This is a genomic window from Salmonella sp. 741265073_HBA (assembly GCF_046569105.1).
In the GTDB taxonomy this organism is placed as follows: Bacteria; Pseudomonadota; Gammaproteobacteria; order Enterobacterales; family Enterobacteriaceae; genus Salmonella; species Salmonella enterica.
The window spans coordinates 33,859-52,791 of sequence record NZ_JBKFRY010000009.1 but is presented as its reverse complement, the minus strand read 5'-3'; the positions used below and the strand labels follow the sequence as shown (position 1 = coordinate 52,791).

Sequence of the window (18,933 nt, the reverse complement as noted above, 5' to 3'; positions counted from 1 at the left end):
GGCCAGATAAGACGCACGGCGTCGCCATCAGGCAAAATGCCGGGTGGCGCTTCGCTTACCCGGCCTACAAAAACACCGTTCAGGCGGTCAGCAGATTCGCGATGGTGCGCACACCCAGACCGGTTGCCCCGGCAGCCCACTGCTCAACCGGCGCTTTGCGATAAGTGGCGGAACAGTCAATGTGCAGCCAGCCTTCGCGGTAATTTTCAACAAAGTGCGACAGAAAACCCGCGGCGGTGCTTGCCCCAGCGGGATACGCCGCGCTGCCGGTGTTGTTCAGTTCCGCAAAGTTAGACGGCAGCTGGTTACGGTGGAACTCCGCCAGCGGCAGACGCCAGAACGGTTCATTCTCTTGCGCCGCGCTGGTTAGCAAGCGCCCCGCCAGCGTATCGTCAAAACTGAATAGCGCATGGTAGTCGTTACCCAGCGCCGTTTTCGCCGCGCCGGTTAACGTCGCCATATCAATGATTAGCTGCGGGTGTTGCGCGCTGGCGTCAATCAGGCCATCCGCCAGTACCAGTCGCCCTTCCGCATCGGTATTCATGACTTCGACATTCTTGCCATTACGGTAGCGAATAATATCGCCCAGTTTAAACGCATTGCCGCTGATCAGATTATCGGCGCAGCACAGGAACAGTTTTACGCGTTTATTCAGCCCACGGGTAATGGCGAACGCCAGTGCGCCCGTTACTGTCGCCGCGCCGCCCATATCGGATTTCATTGAGTCCATAAAAGCGCTTTGCTTGATACTGTAGCCGCCGGAGTCAAAGGTAATACCTTTACCGACCAGGCAGGCATAAACCGGCGCATCTTTGTCTCCCGTCGGGTTGTAATCCAGCGCCAGCAGCACCGGCGGACGCTCAGAACCACGGCCTACGGTATGCAGCCCCATATAGTTCTGCTCGCGCAGATCTTCGCCTTTGGTGATACGGTAAGTGACGCTATCGCACGCGACGCTGCACAGCAGATCCACCGCGCGCTGCGCCAGTTGCTCCGGCCCAAGCTCTTCCGCCGGAGCATTAATGGTGTCGCGCACCCAGTCAATAATGGTCAGGCGGTTATCCAGCTCCTGACGTTGGGCATCGTCTAAATCCGGCCACACTACGGTACGGACGCCTTTTGGTCCTTTGTAACCCGCCCAGAATGCCCAACAACGCTCGGTATCCCATCCTTCGCCTGTCAGCGCGACCTGTTTTATTCCCAGGCCGTCGATTTTACGCGCCGCACGCTGGATCAACCCCAGATCGTCTTTACCGTTAAGATGCAAGGTAATACCGTCGTTATTAATACTGTAAGTGGCTTTATCGCCCCAGCGCGCATCGGCAGGCTGCGTGGAAAGCGTAATTTTCATGGCTTCTGTCATTGTTATTTTCCTTATTAGCAAACGGGCCGCCGTAGGGCAGCCCGTTATTTGACTTACTCTGCTTCATCCAACCAGACTAGCAGAATCGCCTCCAGAATTTTTTCATTGGATGCGTTAGGGTCGTCGTCAAAATCGTCCAGTTCGCAGATCCACTGATGCAGATCGGTGAAACGAACGGTTTTAGGATCGACATCAGGATATGCGTCGTATAACGCTTCGCCGATCTCGCGGCTATCGGTCCACTTGAGTCCCATACTACCCTCTGTTAATGCTCACGCGCATGGTTGATTGTGTAACGTGGAATTTCGATAACCAGATCGTCGTCGGTAACGCGGGCCTGGCAGCTCAGTCGACTTTCCGGCTCCAGCCCCCACGCTTTATCCAGCATATCGTCTTCTTCTTCCGAACTTTCCGGCAAGGAGTCGAAGCCTTCACGTACAATACAGTGACAGGTGGTGCAGGCGCACGATTTCTCACAGGCGTGTTCAATCTCGATGCCGTTGCGCAGCGCAACGTCAAGAATGGTTTCACCGGTCTCAGCTTCCAGAACTGCGCCATCCGGACAAAGATCCTGATGAGGCAGAATAACAATCTTCGGCATGTTAAACCTCGTCTACGGAATGGCCTTTCAACGCGCGACGAACCGACTGGTCCATGCGGCGAGCGGCAAATTCCTGGGTTTGTTTATCTACGTTTTTAATGGCTTGTTCTATGGCGTCAACATCATCGCCTTGTGCGACCGCGCTTAAATGTGCGGCGGCATCATCAATGCATTGACGTTCTGCGGCGCTTAACAGCGCGGCGTCGGCAGTTAGCGCGCCGGTCAAACTTTCCAGCACGCGCGCGGCTTCGACTTTTTGCTCCGCCAGCATACGCGCTTTCACGTCCTGCTCGGCAAAACTCATGGAATCCTTGATCATCGAGGCGATTTCGCTATCGGTCAGGCCATAGGAAGGTTTGACCTGAATGGAGGCCTCGACGCCGGTGGATTTTTCCATTGCGGTGACGCTCAACAGGCCATCAGCGTCTACCTGGAAGGTCACGCGAATATGCGCCCCGCCCGCCGGCAGCGGCGGAATCCCGCGCAGCGCAAAGCGCGCCAGCGAACGGCAGTCCTGCACCAGTTCGCGTTCGCCCTGCATCACATGGATAGACATCGCGGTCTGACCGTCTTTGAAGGTGGTGAAATCCTGCGCGCGCGCCACCGGGATAGTGGTGTTGCGCGGAATGACTTTTTCCACCAGGCCGCCCATCGTTTCCAGCCCAAGAGAGAGTGGAATCACGTCCAACAGCAGCATTTCGCTGTCCGGCTTGTTGCCGACCAGAATATCGGCCTGAATCGCTGCGCCGATAGCGACCACTTTATCCGGGTCGATAGCGGTTAACGGCGTGCGGCCAAAAAATTCGCCTACTCGCTCACGCACCAGCGGTACACGGGTCGAACCGCCGACCATGACCACTTCCAGAACGTCCTGGGGATCAACGCCGGCATCTTTCAATGCGCGACGGCAGGCCAATAGCGTGCGCTTAACCAGCGCGGAAATGAGATCGTTAAACTGCTCGCGAGTGATCTCCCCCTGCCAGCCCGCAACGTTAACGCGAACGGTATCGGCATCGCTTAAGGCGATTTTCGCCGCAATCGCGGCATCCAGCAGTTCACGCTGAACGCGATTGTCGCTACGATCGGCAATTCCCGCCTGCTCGCGAATATAGTCCGCCAGCAGATGGTCAAAGTCGTCGCCGCCGAGCGCAGAATCACCGCCCGTCGCCAGCACTTCAAACACCCCGCGGCTCAGGCGTAAGATAGAGATATCGAAGGTACCGCCGCCGAGATCGTAAACAGCGATAACGCCTTCCTTGCCTGAGTCCAGACCGTAGGCAATCGCCGCCGCCGTCGGTTCGTTGAGCAGGCGCAGTACATGCAGGCCTGCCAGCCGCGCGGCGTCTTTCGTCCCCTGACGTTGGGCATCATCGAAATAGGCGGGAACGGTAATCACCACGCCATCCAGCTCGCCGGAGAGCGATTCGCTAGCCCGTGCGGCCAGCGCTTTGAGAATATCAGCCGATACGCGTACCGGATTGAGCAATCCAGCCGCCGTGTCAATCATCGGCAGCCCATTAACGCTTGCCTTAAACCGGTAAGGCAGATGCGGATAGCGCGCCTGGATATCCGCCAGCGAGCGTCCCATCATGCGTTTCACAGAGCTGATAGTGTTGGCCGTATCCTGCGCGGCATTGTCACGCGCAGCGTAACCGACCGTATGGCCCTGCTGCTGATAGTGAACCACTGAAGGCAACAGGTGGCGCCCTTCGTGGTCAGGCAGAGTTTCCGCCTGGCCGCTGCGAACCGTCGCAACCAGAGAGTTGGTAGTGCCTAAGTCGATGCCCGCCGCCAGACGACGCTGATGCGGCGCGGCGCTCAGACCAGGCTCACTAATTTGTAATAAGGCCATGTTAGATTCCAGTTAAAAATCGAGCAGCTTTTCTTCGAGTTGTTCTGCGCTGCTTCGCAGTTTATCGAGAAACCGCAGTTTGCGCACCGTATCCGCCGCCGCGTCCCACGCGGCGTTGTCCAACTGTTCCACCATTTGCTGAAGGCGAGCATCAAACATCTTTTGTACGCGTTTGATGAAGCTTTCCAGCCGCACGTCGTCTTTTGATTGTTCGATATCGTCCAGCTCTTCGCGAAGCGTGAGTTGTTCCATCAGAAACGCGGTGTCGCGTACCGTATGCTGCTCGCTGGCCAGATCGAACCCGTGTAAGGAAAGCAGATACTCCGCGCGCGTCAAAGGGTGACGCAGCGTTTGCCAGGCCTGGTTGATCGTGGCGGATTGCTGGACGGCGGCAAGCTGCTGCGCCTGGGTGCCGTTGGCAAATTTGTCAGGGTGATACTGGCGTTGCAGATCCTGAAAACGAAGGCTCAGCGCCTGGGTGTCAATCTGATAACGGGCTGGTAAGCCAAAGAGGGTGAAGTAATCCATAACATTCTCAGGGATAGCCTGTCAGAACAAACCCCACACGCAGGCGACCACGGTGGGGTTATACCTTCTTACTTCGCGCCGCAGATGCGTTGTCTGCGCGGGTTCCCCCAGTCATTTACTCAAGTAAGCGCCTGGGGATTCACTCGCTTGCCGCTTTTCTGCAGCACGAATGCTCGGTATAACAGCGGAACACGGTTACACGTGGAAGCTTTCGCCGCAACCACACTCATCTTTCACATTCGGGTTGGAGAATTTAAACCCTTCGTTCAGACCTTCTTTTACGAAGTCCAGCTGTGTACCGTCCAGAAATTGCAGGCTCTTGCCGTCAACCACTACCTTAACGCCTTTGTCTTCAAACACGGTGTCTTCCGCCGTTGGCTCGTCAACAAATTCCAGTACATAAGCCATACCTGAGCAGCCGGAGGTTCTCACGCCCAGACGCAGACCAAACCCTTTACCACGGTTGGCCAGGAAGGTATTAACTCGCGCTGCTGCACTGTCGCTAAGTGTAATCGACATAACAAAACCTCAATGTTAACGTTCTATTTTATTTCGCTTCGCGTTTGCTTTTGTAATCCGCAATAGCGGCTTTAATCGCGTCTTCCGCCAGAATAGAGCAGTGAATTTTCACCGGCGGCAGTTCCAGTTCGTCTGCAATGTCGGTGTTTTTAATCGCCTGCGCTTCGTCCAGGGATTTCCCTTTCACCCACTCCGTTACCAGAGAACTGGAGGCGATAGCGGAACCGCAGCCATAAGTCTTGAAGCGCGCGTCTTCAATGATACCTTCATCGTTAACTTTAATCTGCAACTTCATGACGTCACCGCAGGCCGGCGCGCCAACCATGCCGCTTCCCACGTTATCGTCGTTGTTGTCAAACGACCCTACGTTACGCGGGTTCTCATAGTGATCGATTACTTTTTCGCTGTAAGCCATTATAAATTCTCCTGATTCCGATACCGATTAATGATGTGCCCATTCGATGCTGTTCAGATCCACACCCTGCTTGTACATTTCCCACAGTGGAGAAAGGTCACGCAGACGGCCAATGGATTTACGAACCAGATCAATGGTGTAGTCGATCTCTTCTTCAGTGGTAAAACGACCTAAAGAGAAACGGATAGAGCTATGCGCCAGTTCGTCATTCATGCCCAACGCGCGCAGCACGTAGGACGGTTCCAGACTGGCGGAGGTGCAGGCGGAACCGGAAGAGACCGCCAGGTCTTTCAGCGCCATGATCAGCGACTCGCCTTCAACGTAGTTAAAGCTCACGTTGAGAATGTTTGGCGCGCCCTGCTCAAGGTCGCCGTTCAGGTAAACTTCTTCAATATCTTTGATGCCGTTCCACAGACGGTTACGCAGACCGCGCAGACGGGCCATTTCGGTCTCCATCTCTTCTTTCGCGATACGGTAAGCTTCGCCCATGCCGACGATCTGGTGGACAGGCAGAGTACCAGAGCGCATACCGCGTTCGTGCCCGCCGCCATGCATCTGCGCTTCAATGCGAATACGCGGCTTACGACGCACATACAGCGCGCCAATGCCTTTCGGACCATAAATTTTATGACCGGAGAAGGACATCAGATCCACTTTCAGTTGGCTCAGATCGATAGGCAGTTTGCCCACGCTCTGGGTGGCATCAACGTGGTAGATGATACCGCGCGCGCGGCACATTTCGCCGATGGTTGCGATATCCTGCACCACGCCGATTTCGTTGTTCACGTGCATGATGGAAACCAGAATGGTGTCGTCACGCATCGCTGCTTCGAGCTCGTTGAGATCGATGATGCCGTTGCGCTGCGGCGCCAGGTAGGTCACTTCAAACCCTTCGCGCTCAAGCTGACGGCAGGTGTCCAGCACCGCTTTGTGCTCGGTCTTGCTGGTGATGATGTGCTTGCCTTTTTTCTGATAAAAGTTGGCAGCGCCTTTAATCGCCAGGTTATCGGACTCCGTCGCCCCTGAGGTAAAGACGATTTCACGCGGGTCAGCGCCGACCAGTTCAGCAATCTGGTTGCGGGCGATATCGACGGCTTCTTCAGCCTGCCAGCCGAAACGGTGTGAACGAGACGCCGGGTTCCCAAAGGTTCCGTCCAGGGTCAGAAACTGCATCATTTTCTCGGCAACACGCGGGTCCACCGGCGTGGTTGCGGAGTAGTCGAGATAAATCGGTAATTTCATTGCTCTTAAACTCCGTACATCACTCAATGCAAGGAATCAGGCAACCGGCTGGATGTACGACCGTGTTGACGGGACGTCCGCGTCCCGGCCTGATTCTGAATTCTTTTTTACGCTTCATCCTTCAGACGACCGCGGCATTCACCGCATGAGGCCGCCAGAAGAGATGGCGTAATATTTTAATTAAGCGCGTAATTTAACGTCGATAGCGTCCTTCGCACGACCGCTGGCGCGCGGCGCGTCATGCGTGTGCTGGCGACCAGACACATCCAGAACTTCCTGGTTATTCACCAGCTCGCCTAAAGTAATATTGTTGAGAAAACCGGTCAGACGATCGCTTAAATCACGCCACAGCGCATGGGTCAGGCATTTATCGCCGCCCTGGCAGCCGCCTTTGCCCTGGCAACGGGTCGCGTCAACGGATTCATCAACCGCGCTGATCACTTCGCCGACCGCGATACTGCCAGCATCTTTACCCAGCAGATAACCGCCGCCCGGCCCGCGTACGCTGGAAACCAGACCGTTTTTACGTAAACGGGAAAATAGCTGTTCCAGATAAGAAAGGGAAATCCCCTGACGTTCAGAAATATCAGCCAACGGTACCGGGCCCGCTTCGGAGTTGAGCGCAACGTCTAACATTGCGGTCACGGCATAACGCCCTTTAGATGTCAGTCTCATGTCTTACTTAACCTCAAACTCGCCCCTGCCCGGGGTTTTTTATTGTAAAATGGGGGTATTGCATAGCAGGGACAAGTCTGACATTCCCGAGTAATTTGGTCAACTATTTACTTGAGTAAATTAGTCAGGTATTTAGCGTTCCGTGCGGTATTGACGCGGTTACTTGCCTTTATTCTGCTGCTCAATAGACGCCAGAATCCCACGCAGAATATTCAACTCCTGGCTTTCCGGGCGGGCGCGGGTAAACAGACGGCGCAATTTATTCATCACCTGCCCCGGATGGTTTTCGCGAATAAAGCCAGTGGAGAGCAACGTCTGCTCCAGATGGCCGTAGAAACGTTCAAGATCGTCCACCAGCGGATACGGCGTCTCTTCATGATCTGCCGCGTCGCCGTTTTCCTGCGTCGCCAGCCAGGCCATACGGACTTCATACGCGATGACCTGTACCGCCATCGCCAGATTCAACGAGCTGTACTCCGGGTTAGCGGCAATCGCGACGTGATAATGGCATTTTTGCAACTCATCGTTAGTCAGCCCAACACGCTCACGACCAAAAACCAGCGCAACCGGCGTATTTGCCGCTTCCGCCACGCTTTTTAAGCCGCACTCGCGCGGATCAAGCATCGGCCACGGCAGAGTGCGGGAACGGGCGCTGGTGCCGACCACCAGGCTACAGCCAGCCAACGCTTCGTCCAGCGTATCGACGATCTGCGCATTACCGATCACATCGCTGGCGCCTGCCGCCAGAGCGATGGCCTGGGAGTCCGGTTTCACCAACGGGTTTACCAGCCACAGGTTAGTTAAGCCCATGGTTTTCATAGCGCGAGCCACAGAGCCCATATTGCCGGTGTGGGAGGTTTCCACCAGCACAATTCGAATGTTTTGCAGCATTGTCTTTCTTCAGCTAAAGATTATTCTGACATCTTACCATAAAACCAAGACAGATTCCGATCTCGCTGCTATACTCTGCGCCGTTTTCCCGTTCTTTAACATCCAGTGAGAGAGACCGATGCATCCGATGCTGACCATCGCCGTGCGCGCAGCGCGCAAGGCGGGTAATGTAATTGCCAAAAACTATGAAACTCCGGACGCTGTAGAAGCGAGCCAAAAAGGCAGTAACGATTTTGTGACCAACGTAGATAAGGCCGCTGAAGCGGTGATTATCGACACCATTCGCAAATCTTACCCGCAACACACTATTATCACCGAAGAAAGCGGTGAGCTCGTTGGCACAGATCAGGATGTTCAATGGGTTATCGATCCGCTGGATGGCACCACCAACTTCATCAAACGTCTGCCACACTTCTCTGTTTCCATTGCTGTACGCATTAAAGGCCGTACTGAAGTGGCTGTCGTTTACGATCCGATGCGTAACGAACTGTTCACCGCCACCCGCGGTCAGGGCGCGCAACTGAACGGCTATCGTCTGCGCGGCAGTACCGCGCGCGATCTGGACGGCACTATTCTCGCTACCGGCTTCCCGTTCAAAGCCAAACAATACGCGACCACCTACATTAATATTATCGGCAAGCTGTTCACCGAATGCGCCGATTTCCGCCGCACCGGTTCCGCCGCGCTGGATCTGGCCTATGTGGCTGCAGGTCGTGTCGATGGTTTCTTTGAAATTGGCCTTCGTCCGTGGGATTTCGCCGCGGGCGAACTGCTGGTTCGTGAAGCGGGCGGTATCGTCAGCGATTTCACCGGCGGTCATAACTACATGATGACCGGTAATATCGTGGCGGGGAATCCGCGCGTCGTTAAAGCCATGCTGGCGAATATGCGCGACGAACTGAGCGATGCGCTGAAGCGCTAAGTCTCTTCGGCGGATGGGGCCACTCATCCGCCGTGCCTTTTCAGGCGTTTTTCCTAAACACAACCTGATTGCTTTACTTGCCAGCATGTTTTTGTACGATCGCTCCCTGCTCCGCTATTGGCATAAAGCGGCAAGGAAGCGAACATGACCCTTCAACATACCCGACGCATCGTCAAATCCCTTTTTATTCTGTTTATCATTGTGGTCTGTATTTATCTGCTACCCCGCGTAGCGATCAATGCCTTTTATTACCCGGACAATAAAGTCTATGGGCCAACCCCTGCCGAAGCTGAATCCATTACCTTTACCGCCAAAGATGGCACGCATCTGCACGGCTGGTTTATTCCCACTGCTTTCGGCAGGCCGGAAAACGCCGTCGCGACGGTGATTCATGTCCATGGCAACGCCGGAAATATGTCGGCGCACTGGCCGTTAGTCAGTTGGCTGCCAGAACGCAACGTAAACCTGTTTATGTTTGATTACCGTGGTTTTGGCGAATCTGAGGGTACCCCATCACAAGAAGGGCTACTGGACGATACGAAAAGCGCGATAGATTATGTGCGGCATCGCGCCGACGTTAACCCCGAGCGCCTGGTACTGCTGGGGCAGAGCCTGGGCGGTAATAATGTACTGGCCGCCGTAGGCCACTGCGTAGGCTGCGCAAATATGCGCTACGCCGACCAGGCGGGCATACGTGCGATTATCCTCGACTCAACGTTTTTATCCTATTCCTCCATCGCCAACCAGATGATCCCGGGCAGCGGCTATTTGCTTGATGACCGCTATAGCGCGGATCGCAATATCGCCAGCGTCAGCCCCATTCCGGTATTGATTCTTCATGGCACGGCAGACCATGTTATTCCCTGGCAGGACAGTGAGAAATTGTATGCCCTCGCCCAAGAGCCCAAACAAAAAATCTTCATTCCTGGCGGCGATCACATTGATGCTCTTTCCGGGCGTTATGAAAACCTTTACCGCGATGCAATGATTAATTTTATTCAGACCGCGCTATCCGCTAAATAGCGCGACGCTGTATATATGCATATTTTATGACTAAGAATATATTTATTATACCGATAGTAAAAACCATTTTTTCCCGTTAGCGAAGGCGGTGGATTAGCGCTAGCGTAACAGTAATATTCAACTGATTTTTATAACAATTTATTTTCATTTGTTTTTCCTGAATATTACTGTGGAGTATGTGATGGCTATCAAAATTACGCCTGACGAGTTTAGTTTGCTTATCCAGCGATTAAACAAAAAATGGCGCGTGTTTGCCCCGTCCGCAGAGTTTCGCGGCGGACGTTTTTCCGACACTGACAACATTATTTATCAACGAATTAGCGGCTGGCGCGATCTCATCTGGCACGAGAAATCGCACATGTCGCCGAATACCATTATTGCCCCTATCACCGAAACGCTCTTTTATTTCGATAAAGACACCATTCAAATTGCCGAGACAGACACCTCCCCGATAATCGTCTTTGCCCGCGCCTGCGACATTAACGCCATGTCGCGGCTGGATTATATGTATTTATCAAATGGGAATAATTCCGATTACAGTTATCAACTGCTACGAGAGCATATTCGTTTCGTCCTTATTGAGTGTGAAGAAAGCTTCGAAAATTGTTTCTGCGTCTCAATGGGTACTAATAAAACTGACTGTTATAGCGCCGCTATGCGTTTTAGCGATGAAGGCGCGCTTGTCAGCATCCGCGATCCCTTTATCGAGGCGGCGATACAAGGGCTGGGGCAGGAGGCTGACTATACCCCCTCTTTCGTCAGCGAAAACCGGGAAACCGTCGTCACGCCGGACAGCGTTTGCCGCGATCCGCAAAAAATTCGCGACATTCTCACCCGCCATCCGCTATGGGATGCCTACGACAGCCGCTGCATCAGTTGTGGCCGCTGCACTACCGGGTGCCCAACCTGTACCTGCTATAGCGTCTTTGACGTCGCCTATGATGAAAATCCGCAGCGCGGCGAACGCCGTCGCCAGTGGGCAAGCTGCATGGTGCCGGGCTTTAGCGACATGGCCGGCGGTCATGGTTTTCGCGAAAAACCCGGCGAGCGTCTGCGCTACCGCGCCCTGCATAAGGTCAATGACTACAAAGCGCGCAACGGCATTGAACATATGTGCGTCGGCTGCGGCCGCTGCGACGATCGCTGCCCGCAATACATCAAATTTTCTTTGATTATCAACAAAATGACCGCTGCCGTTCGGCAGGCGCTGGCAGAGGAGGCATAACGCATGTCACATTGTTCCTGTCATGATAAACCGCAGCACAGTTTGCTGCCTGCGGCGTACCGCATCCTCAGTATTACTCGCCACACGCTGCTGGAGTGGAATTTCCGCGTGGCCGTCGATTTTCCCGCGCACTGGGGGCAATTTGTTGAGGTGTCGCTGCCGCGCGTCGGCGAAGCGCCCATCTCCGTTTCCGACTATGGCGACGGCTGGATAGATCTGCTGATTCGTAATGTCGGAAAAGTGACCAGCGCCCTCTTTACGCTGAAAGAAGGCGACAACGTGTGGCTACGCGGCTGCTATGGCAATGGCTATCCGGTCGATACGCTGCGCCATAAACCCTTACTGGTTGTCGCAGGCGGCACGGGCGTCGCGCCGGTGAAAGGCTTAATGCGCTATTTCGTTGAGAATCCCCAGGAAATTGGTCAACTGGATATGATTCTCGGCTATAAAAATCGCGATTGCGTGCTGTACAAAGAAGAAATGGCGACGTGGCGCGGCAAACATAATCTGGTGCTCACGCTGGATGAAGGCGAGGCTGATGACCGTTACCAGATTGGCCGGGTGACCGATCGGCTTGCCGACATGACGCTTAGCGATATCGACACCATGCAGGCCATCGTCGTTGGGCCGCCAATAATGATTACCTTTACCGTAAAAATGCTGCTGCAAAAAGGGCTCAAGCCGGAGCAAATCTGGGTGGACTACGAACGCCGGATGGCCTGCTCCGTCGGGAAGTGCGGCCACTGCCGTATGGGCGAAGTGTATGTCTGCACCGACGGCCCGATATTTAACTACGCCGTCGCGCAACGTTTTGCCGATTAAGGAGAACATCATGAGCATTGATATTGATATCATTAAAGCCCGTGCGAAAAACGAATATCGCCTGTCAAAAGTGCGCGGCGAAGCCATGATCAGCGTCCGCATTCCCGGCGGTATTTTGCCCGCGCATTTGCTGACGGTAGCGCGTGACATCGCCGAAACCTGGGGCAACGGACAAATTCACCTCACTACCCGCCAGAAGCTGGCGATGCCGGGTATCCGTTACGAAGATATCGACAACGTGAACGCCGCGCTGGAGCCGTTTCTTCGCGAGATTGAAATAGAACTATGCGACGTCCAGGTTGAGGATACCAAAGCGGGCTACCTCGCTATTGGCGGGCGAAATATTGTCGCCTGTCAGGGGAACCGCATTTGCCAGAAAGCCAACACTGACACGACCGGCCTGTCCCGTCGTCTTGAAAAACTGGTCTATCCCAGCCCTTATCATCTCAAAACGGTCATCGTTGGCTGCCCGAATGACTGCGCGAAGGCGTCAATGGCAGATCTGGGAATTATTGGCGTGGCGAAAATGCGCTTCACTGCCGATCGCTGTATCGGTTGCGGCGCCTGCGTGAAGGCCTGTAGTCACCACGCGGTAGGCTGCCTGGCGCTGAAGAATGGCAAAGCGGTCAAAGAAGAGTCCGCCTGTATCGGCTGCGGCGAGTGCGTGCTGGCCTGTCCGACGCTGGCCTGGCAACGTAAGCCGGATCAGCTCTGGCAAGTCCGTCTGGGCGGACGCACCAGTAAAAAGACGCCGCGCGTCGGCAAGCTCTTCCTCAACTGGGTGACTGAAGATGTGATAAAGCAGGTGATCGTTAACCTGTATGAATTTGAAAAAGAGATGCTCGGCGGAAAACCGATCTATCTACATATGGGCCATCTGATCGACAAAGGCGGCTACCTGCGTTTTAAAGAACGGGTACTGCGCGGCGTTCAGCTCAATCCGGAAGCGATGGTCGCCGAACGCATTTACTGGGCCGAAGACGAATCCGTCGCGCGGATGCATCTCAAACCCGCCGGGCACTAATCAACCACGCCATGGCCGCAGCCCGCCCACAGGCTGCGGCACGCTAAACCACATGACCAGCGCCGCGACAAGCAGTATCACCCCTCCGGCCAGCGCCAGCGTTGACCAGCCTACCTGCCGCCATAACGCCGGCGCTTTGTTTCCACTGAGTTTCACCGCCAGAGCACGAAAAGTGTGTACCAGCAGCGCCAGCGAGGTAATCGTTAGCGAGGTTCCCGCCGCCATTGCCAGTACCGACGCCATTCCCCAGCTAAAAACGCCAATCACTTTACTGAATAACAGCACCATTATCGCGCCGGAACAGGGCCGCATCCCCATAGACAGTACGATCATGAGTCGCGCGCGCCAGTCATCGCCGCTATGCAATTGTTCCTGCGTCGGTAGATGCTGATGTCCGCAGCCGCATTTTTCATGGTGAACATGGCGCGGCGTAAAAGCGATAAAGACAGGTTTACGTAGTAACGCGAGTAACTTTTTTATGGCCCGCCAGCATAGAAAGATGCCCAGCCCGCCAACTAACGCATAGCTCCCCTTTTCCAGCCAGAAACCACTCAGATGGAGCTGCCTGGCCGGAAGTTGCAATACGGTCAGCACGCCCACCACCAACCCGATAGCCACGAGCCCCTGCAATAACGCGGCGGCGAGGGTTAACACGATACTCGATTTCAGCTTCGAAGGATGCGTCGCCAGCCATGTCGCGATCACCACTTTGCCGTGTCCCGGCCCCAGCGCATGAAGCACGCCATACATAAAACTCAGCAGAAGCAACGATCCGCCCGCCCGCTCAGGATGCGTCGCCACCGCGTTAAGCAGCGCGCTCAACTGCTGATTTACGTCCCGCTGCCAAAGAGCGCTTTTCAACATCACCTGCGGCCAGGCCTGCCATATCCACAGACCGCCAACCAGCATCAACAGCAGGAATAACACCAGTGGCCACAGCGAGAGCCAGCGTCGCCCCGGAGCGCGTTGAGAAAAAATTACTGACATTGCAAGGTCACCGTTTGGGCAAACTGTTTACCTAAATCCATATCCTCCGGCGGCGCGTCCTCTTTATCCAGCGACTGGGCGAAACGTAGCGTCTCTTCGCCGGGCGCAGGAGTATAAACCTGAATCCGACACTTTTCGCGCAGCGGTTCCGGCATCGTGATATCGCTGTCCTGGTCATAATGCATATCGACATAATAAGAGGGATCAAACGTTGAAAAGGTATAAGTTTGTCCGCTTAACGGCTGCGGTTCAGCCAGCGGTAGCGTAAAGGTCAATACCGCCTGATGCACGTCACGCGTCATACCGTATTCTGTCGGCCTGTTTTTAAACTTCACTTTCGCGCCATTGCGCCACACTTCTGTAAAGTAGTGCTGCCCAAGTACGTTAGCCATCACTTCCGCCGCCAACTTTTTCCATATTTCTGACCCCGGTGCCGCGTTTCCGGCGTCATACAGCAGATCTGCGGATGTCAGCGCGTCCATTGTCCAGCGCATTTTTAACGCCACAAATTGCTCATTTTCACTGACCACCTGCGTTTGCAGACGGATGAAGCTGTGCGGATGCGCCGCCGCCACGAAAGATAAAACGGCAAGAAATAGTGTTAAGGCGCTGCGTTTCACTGGCTTCATCTGTTCCTCGCGATAAAAATTCTGTGACGTTCCTCAGCATTCCTGGCCTAAAAGCACGCTTATCACATTTTTCACACGCAAACTTTAGCTATCCTTACCAGACAAACTAACGGGAGACCTGACAGATGATGCCGACAATTGCCCCACCATCTGTACTTTCCGCTCCCCAGCGCCGCTGTCAGGTATTGCTGACGCTTTTCCAGCCGGAGCCAATTGCCACGGTGGAAATCTTCAGCGCGCTTAATGGCGTTGATGATGATACTGCCCGTGAGGATATCACTGAGACAAGCCTGGAGATCCAGCGCTATCATCGCCTTGCCATCACAACATGCCAGAACGGTTGCTATCGGATCGAAGGTACAGCACTCGATCAGCGCCTTTGCCTTTTACACTGGCTCAGGCGTGGCCTGCGTTTATGCCCGACCTTCGTCACGCAACAGTTTACCCCGGCCTTAAAAAACGCGCTAAAGCAGCGCGGTATCGCGCGTCCGCTGTATGACGATATTAATCTGCACGCGCTCATCAATCTGTGCGCCCGCCGGTTGCAAAAACCATTTGAACATCGCGACGTACAGTTCCTGCGTCTCTTTTTACAGTATTGTCTGCTACAACACCATGCCGGCATCACCCCGGAATTCAACCCTGTGCAGCAGATTTGGGCGCAGTCGTGCGCGGAATATCCACTCGCCCAGGAAATTGGTCGTCACTGGCAGCGCCACGTGATGCAGGCCGCACCGCTCAATGAAGCGCTGTTTATGGCGTTACTGTTTTCAATGATTCGCCTCCCCGACCCGATTCGCGACACGCATCAACGGGCGCAGCAACTGCGACTGGAGGTGGCGCGGCTGGTGCTGCGCTTTCGAGAAAAAGGGAACGTACGCTTCAGCGACGAACAAGGGCTTAACGATCAGCTGTATGTCCATCTCGCCCAGGCGCTGAACCGAAGTTTATTCACGATTGGCATCGATAATACGCTTCCGGAAGAGTTTAACCGTCTTTATCCGCGTCTGGTTCGCACCACACGTGAGGCGCTCGCCGGGTTTGAAGCCGAATATGGTGTCCACTTTTCCGAGGAAGAGACGGGGCTGGTGGCAGTGATTTTCGGCGCCTGGCTGATGCAGGATAACGATTTGCATGAGAGACAGATCGTATTGTTAGCGGATAAAAATGATGCGCTGGAGACGCATATTGAGCAGCAACTGCGTGAACTGACCCTGTTGCCGCTGAATATCAGGCGGATATCGCTCCAGGCGTTTCAAAAAGAGGGATGCCCGCGCGGCGTAGCGCTGATTGTTACCCCTTACGCCACGCCGCTACCGCTCTTCTCACCGCCGTTAATTCATGCGGATCGCGCCCTCACAGAGCACCAACAGCAGCAGATCCGCAAGATCCTGGAATCATGACGCGGCAACCACTTTGGGCCGAAGAAAGATAGCGGGCAATGCCACCAGCGCCATAATCCAGAATACGCCGCCGCCCAGATGTTGATACAGAAAACCGGCAAATACCGTCATAATCGCGATGCTGCCGCCCATCGCCACAGCGGAATAGACGGCCTGCAAACGAATCACCTCGCTTCCCTGACGCGCAGCGATATAGCGCATGGCGGCCAGATGGCAAACGGTAAACGTGCCACAGTGCAGGATTTGTATCACAATCAGCCACGGCAACGCCGTACTCCAGCCCATCAGTCCCCAGCGTACCACCCCACACACAGCGGAAAGCAACAGCAAGTCGCGGGCGCTAAACCGGCGGAATAGCTTTTTACTCAGGGCAAAAATGATCACTTCCGCCACCACGCCCAACGACCATAAATAGCCGACCGCCGATGCTGAATAGCCAGCCCCCTGCCAGTAGATGGCGCTAAAACCGTAGTAGGCGGCGTGCGCCCCTTGCAGCAAGCAGACGCAGGCGAGAAAACGCCAACTTTGTGCCACCAGCGTACGCCAGGCGGGCCAGCCTGCGCTCTCCTGCTGACGACTTTCTCCTTGCGGCGGCACGCTGGGACGTAACAACATACCCAGCAACATCGAGGCGACGCCGAGCGTCAGTAGCGCCAGAATCGCCTGGTAATCGTATAAACTCACCAGCTTACCGGTCAGCGCCGACCCAATCACGAAGGCGATGGACCCCCACAGCCGCACCCGACCATAGTCCAGGGTAATTTGCTTTTGCCAGGTATTAGCCAGCGCATCGGTCAGCGGCACCAGTGGTGAAAAGAAGAGGTTAAACCCAACCATCACCACCATTAGCCACGCGACATGCGTTCCTGCCCAAAATGCCAGCGCAAATACCAGCGTCAGCAATGCCAGTACGCGCAGCGCGGAGATCAACCGCGAAGGATCGCTTACGCGAGGCGCAATGAGCAGACTGCCGAGAAAACGCGCGACCAGACCCACGCCCAGCAGAAGACCGATGGTTTCCGGCGTTAGCCCAAGACCTTTGAGCCAGACGCTCCAGAAGGGCAGAAAAATACCGTAACTAAAGAAGTAGGTGAAATAACTGAGCGCCAGCCAGCGCGTGGAATGCAATGCCATGATTCCCTCCCGTTTGGAGGCGATAGTCTGGCGGTAAACGGTTGCGCTGGCAAGGGTAACATAAGGTTAACAGGCGGAGGGAGAAGTTCAAACGACAACGCCGCCGGATAATGACTTCCGGCGGCGTCACGTTATGGCGCATAAGTAATGCCCGACAGACGCAGCGCCATCGGGCCATTTTCACAACATAAGCGCTTACGCGTAAACCGGGAAGCGGGCGCAGATATCCAGTACTTTCGCTTTCACGCGTTCAATGGTGGCTTCATCATTGATGTTGTCCAGCACGTCACACATCCAGCCAGCCAGCTCTTTCACTTCCGCTTCTTTGAAGCCGCGACGAGTAACCGCCGGAGAACCGATACGGATACCGGAAGTCACGAACGGGCTCTTCGGATCGTTCGGCACGCTGTTTTTGTTCACCGTGATGTTAGCACGGCCCAGCGCGGCATCAGCTTCTTTACCGGTCAGGTTTTTATCCACCAGGTCCAGCAGGAACAGGTGGTTCTCAGTGCCGCCAGACACCACTTTGTAGCCGCGGTTCAGGAACACTTCCACCATCGCTTTGGCGTTTTTCGCCACCTGCTGCTGGTAAACTTTGAACTCCGGCTCCATCGCTTCTTTCAGCGCTACCGCTTTACCCGCGATCACGTGCATCAGCGGGCCGCCCTGCGCGCTTGGGAACACGGCGGAGTTCAGTTTTTTGTACAGCTCTTCATCGCCGCCCTTCGCCAGGATCAGGCCGCCGCGCGGACCCGCCAGGGTTTTGTGGGTGGTGGTGGTGACAACGTGAGCGTGCGGAACCGGGTTCGGGTAAACTCCTGCGGCAATCAGGCCCGCCACGTGCGCCATGTCGACAAACAGGTATGCGCCGATGCTATCAGCGATTTCACGCATTTTTGCCCAGTCAACGATACCGGAATAAGCAGAGAAGCCACCGATAATCATCTTCGGCTTGTGCTCTTTGGCCAGCTTCGCCATCTCGTCATAGTCAATTTTACCGGACTCATCGATACCGTAAGGTACGATGTTGTACAGTTTACCGGAGAAGTTAACCGGGGAGCCGTGAGTCAGGTGGCCGCCCTGCGCCAGGTTCATACCCAGAACGGTATCGCCCGGCTGCAGCAGCGCGGTGTAAACAGCAAAGTTAGCCTGAGAACCGGAGTGCGGCTGCACGTTAGCGTAGTCGGCGCCGAACAGTTCTTTCGCGCGGTCGATAGCCAGCTGCTCTACGACATCAACGTATTCGCAACCGCCGTAGTAGCGCTTGCCCGGATAACCTTCAGCGTATTTGTTGGTCAGCTGAGACCCCTGCGCCTGCATCACGCGCGGGCTGGTGTAGTTTTCGGAGGCGATCAGTTCGATGTGCTCTTCCTGACGTACTTTTTCCTGCTCCATAGCCTGCCACAATTCGGCATCATAATCGGCAATGTTCATTTCACGCTTTAACATCCGCATCTCCTGACTCAGCTAACAATAAAATTTGTGCCTGAAAAGGCAGTCCGTGGGACTTCGGCCAACAGTATAACCGAATCATTCTTCGATAACAGGTCTTGACAAAGGTTTTTACGCAAACGATTACCTATGCGTCAGATAAGGGTTTCCTGAACGAGAGCCTGACGAATTTCAACGGATTTCTTTTCAGCTTTGTGATGCAGATTTTTCACGTTGTTACCTCCAT

General features: G+C 54.8%; 20 protein-coding genes. 6 read left to right on the top strand and 14 right to left on the bottom strand.

Annotated elements, in window-relative coordinates; all coding sequences use genetic code 11:
- Window positions 1-79: 79 nt before the first annotated feature.
- From pepB to trmJ, 10 genes are all read right to left on the bottom strand, one after another.
- Window positions 80-1,363 carry an aminopeptidase PepB gene (gene pepB, locus ACLD3P_RS13575; RefSeq protein WP_220569709.1) on the bottom strand — a complete coding sequence of 428 codons (1,284 nt, stop codon included), beginning with the start codon at window positions 1,361-1,363 and terminating at the stop codon, window positions 80-82.
- Between the two features lie 53 nt (window positions 1,364-1,416).
- Entirely contained in the window at window positions 1,417-1,617 is a 201-nt protein-coding gene (iscX, locus tag ACLD3P_RS13570) for a Fe-S cluster assembly protein IscX (protein WP_000523621.1), read from the bottom strand.
- A gap of 11 nt (window positions 1,618-1,628) precedes the next feature.
- Window positions 1,629-1,964, bottom strand: coding sequence for an ISC system 2Fe-2S type ferredoxin (fdx, locus tag ACLD3P_RS13565; protein ID WP_001124466.1), 336 nt, complete (start codon window positions 1,962-1,964; stop codon window positions 1,629-1,631).
- A 1-nt stretch (window position 1,965) separates the two neighbouring features.
- Entirely contained in the window at window positions 1,966-3,816 is a 1,851-nt protein-coding gene (gene hscA / locus ACLD3P_RS13560) for a Fe-S protein assembly chaperone HscA (RefSeq protein WP_001196652.1), read from the bottom strand.
- Window positions 3,817-3,828: 12 nt separating this feature from the next.
- Window positions 3,829-4,344 (bottom strand): co-chaperone HscB, encoded by a 516-nt coding sequence (gene hscB / locus ACLD3P_RS13555; RefSeq protein WP_000384398.1) that lies wholly within the window; start codon window positions 4,342-4,344, stop codon window positions 3,829-3,831.
- A gap of 195 nt (window positions 4,345-4,539) precedes the next feature.
- Entirely contained in the window at window positions 4,540-4,863 is a 324-nt protein-coding gene (gene iscA, locus ACLD3P_RS13550; protein ID WP_000028952.1) for an iron-sulfur cluster assembly protein IscA, read from the bottom strand.
- Between the two features lie 28 nt (window positions 4,864-4,891).
- Window positions 4,892-5,278 carry a Fe-S cluster assembly scaffold IscU gene (gene iscU, locus ACLD3P_RS13545; protein WP_000331704.1) on the bottom strand — a complete coding sequence of 129 codons (387 nt, stop codon included), beginning with the start codon at window positions 5,276-5,278 and terminating at the stop codon, window positions 4,892-4,894.
- A gap of 27 nt (window positions 5,279-5,305) precedes the next feature.
- Window positions 5,306-6,520 carry a cysteine desulfurase gene (gene iscS / locus ACLD3P_RS13540; RefSeq protein ID WP_000775263.1) on the bottom strand — a complete coding sequence of 405 codons (1,215 nt, stop codon included), beginning with the start codon at window positions 6,518-6,520 and terminating at the stop codon, window positions 5,306-5,308.
- 180 nt (window positions 6,521-6,700) lie between these two features.
- Window positions 6,701-7,195, bottom strand: coding sequence for a Fe-S cluster assembly transcriptional regulator IscR (gene iscR, locus ACLD3P_RS13535; RefSeq protein WP_115285772.1), 495 nt, complete (start codon window positions 7,193-7,195; stop codon window positions 6,701-6,703).
- A 159-nt stretch (window positions 7,196-7,354) separates the two neighbouring features.
- Window positions 7,355-8,086, bottom strand: coding sequence for a tRNA (cytosine(32)/uridine(32)-2'-O)-methyltransferase TrmJ (gene trmJ / locus ACLD3P_RS13530; RefSeq protein ID WP_000940032.1), 732 nt, complete (start codon window positions 8,084-8,086; stop codon window positions 7,355-7,357).
- Window positions 8,087-8,204: 118 nt separating this feature from the next.
- On the opposite strand from trmJ, the gene suhB reads away from it, so the two are divergent.
- The 5 genes from suhB (at window position 8,205) to asrC (ending at window position 13,102) form a co-directional block, all read left to right on the top strand.
- Entirely contained in the window at window positions 8,205-9,008 is an 804-nt protein-coding gene (suhB, locus tag ACLD3P_RS13525; protein ID WP_023214306.1) for an inositol-1-monophosphatase, read from the top strand.
- Window positions 9,009-9,152: 144 nt separating this feature from the next.
- On the top strand, window positions 9,153-10,031 hold the full coding sequence (locus tag ACLD3P_RS13520) for an alpha/beta hydrolase (RefSeq protein WP_000174943.1): 879 nt from the start codon (window positions 9,153-9,155) through the stop codon (window positions 10,029-10,031).
- Between the two features lie 181 nt (window positions 10,032-10,212).
- Window positions 10,213-11,256: an anaerobic sulfite reductase subunit AsrA gene (gene asrA / locus ACLD3P_RS13515; protein ID WP_000985214.1), complete on the top strand. Its 1,044-nt coding sequence runs from the start codon at window positions 10,213-10,215 to the stop codon at window positions 11,254-11,256.
- Between the two features lie 3 nt (window positions 11,257-11,259).
- Window positions 11,260-12,078, top strand: coding sequence for an anaerobic sulfite reductase subunit AsrB (gene asrB / locus ACLD3P_RS13510; RefSeq protein WP_024797666.1), 819 nt, complete (start codon window positions 11,260-11,262; stop codon window positions 12,076-12,078).
- Between the two features lie 10 nt (window positions 12,079-12,088).
- The gene (gene asrC / locus ACLD3P_RS13505) at window positions 12,089-13,102 is read left to right on the top strand and encodes a sulfite reductase subunit C (protein ID WP_000020685.1); all 1,014 of its coding nucleotides are present in this window, start codon (window positions 12,089-12,091) and stop codon (window positions 13,100-13,102) included.
- Here asrC and ACLD3P_RS13500 read toward each other — a convergent pair whose 3' ends face one another.
- Together ACLD3P_RS13500 and ACLD3P_RS13495 are read right to left on the bottom strand one after the other, a co-directional pair.
- On the bottom strand, window positions 13,103-14,089 hold the full coding sequence (locus ACLD3P_RS13500) for a nickel/cobalt transporter (RefSeq protein ID WP_411006396.1): 987 nt from the start codon (window positions 14,087-14,089) through the stop codon (window positions 13,103-13,105).
- Entirely contained in the window at window positions 14,080-14,718 is a 639-nt protein-coding gene (locus tag ACLD3P_RS13495) for a DUF1007 family protein (RefSeq protein WP_001653455.1), read from the bottom strand. The genes ACLD3P_RS13500 and ACLD3P_RS13495 overlap by 10 nt, the downstream gene beginning before the upstream one ends.
- 125 nt (window positions 14,719-14,843) lie before the next feature.
- On the opposite strand from ACLD3P_RS13495, the gene csiE reads away from it, so the two are divergent.
- Window positions 14,844-16,121, top strand: coding sequence for a stationary phase inducible protein CsiE (csiE, locus tag ACLD3P_RS13490; protein WP_000982966.1), 1,278 nt, complete (start codon window positions 14,844-14,846; stop codon window positions 16,119-16,121).
- Here csiE and ACLD3P_RS13485 read toward each other — a convergent pair.
- The gene (locus ACLD3P_RS13485; RefSeq protein WP_001173729.1) at window positions 16,116-17,255 is read right to left on the bottom strand and encodes a 3-phenylpropionate MFS transporter; all 1,140 of its coding nucleotides are present in this window, start codon (window positions 17,253-17,255) and stop codon (window positions 16,116-16,118) included. The two genes, csiE and ACLD3P_RS13485, sit on opposite strands and share 6 nt — an antisense overlap.
- 195 nt (window positions 17,256-17,450) lie before the next feature.
- Window positions 17,451-18,704 carry a serine hydroxymethyltransferase gene (gene glyA / locus ACLD3P_RS13480; RefSeq protein WP_076934893.1) on the bottom strand — a complete coding sequence of 418 codons (1,254 nt, stop codon included), beginning with the start codon at window positions 18,702-18,704 and terminating at the stop codon, window positions 17,451-17,453.
- Window positions 18,705-18,933 lie beyond the last annotated feature (229 nt).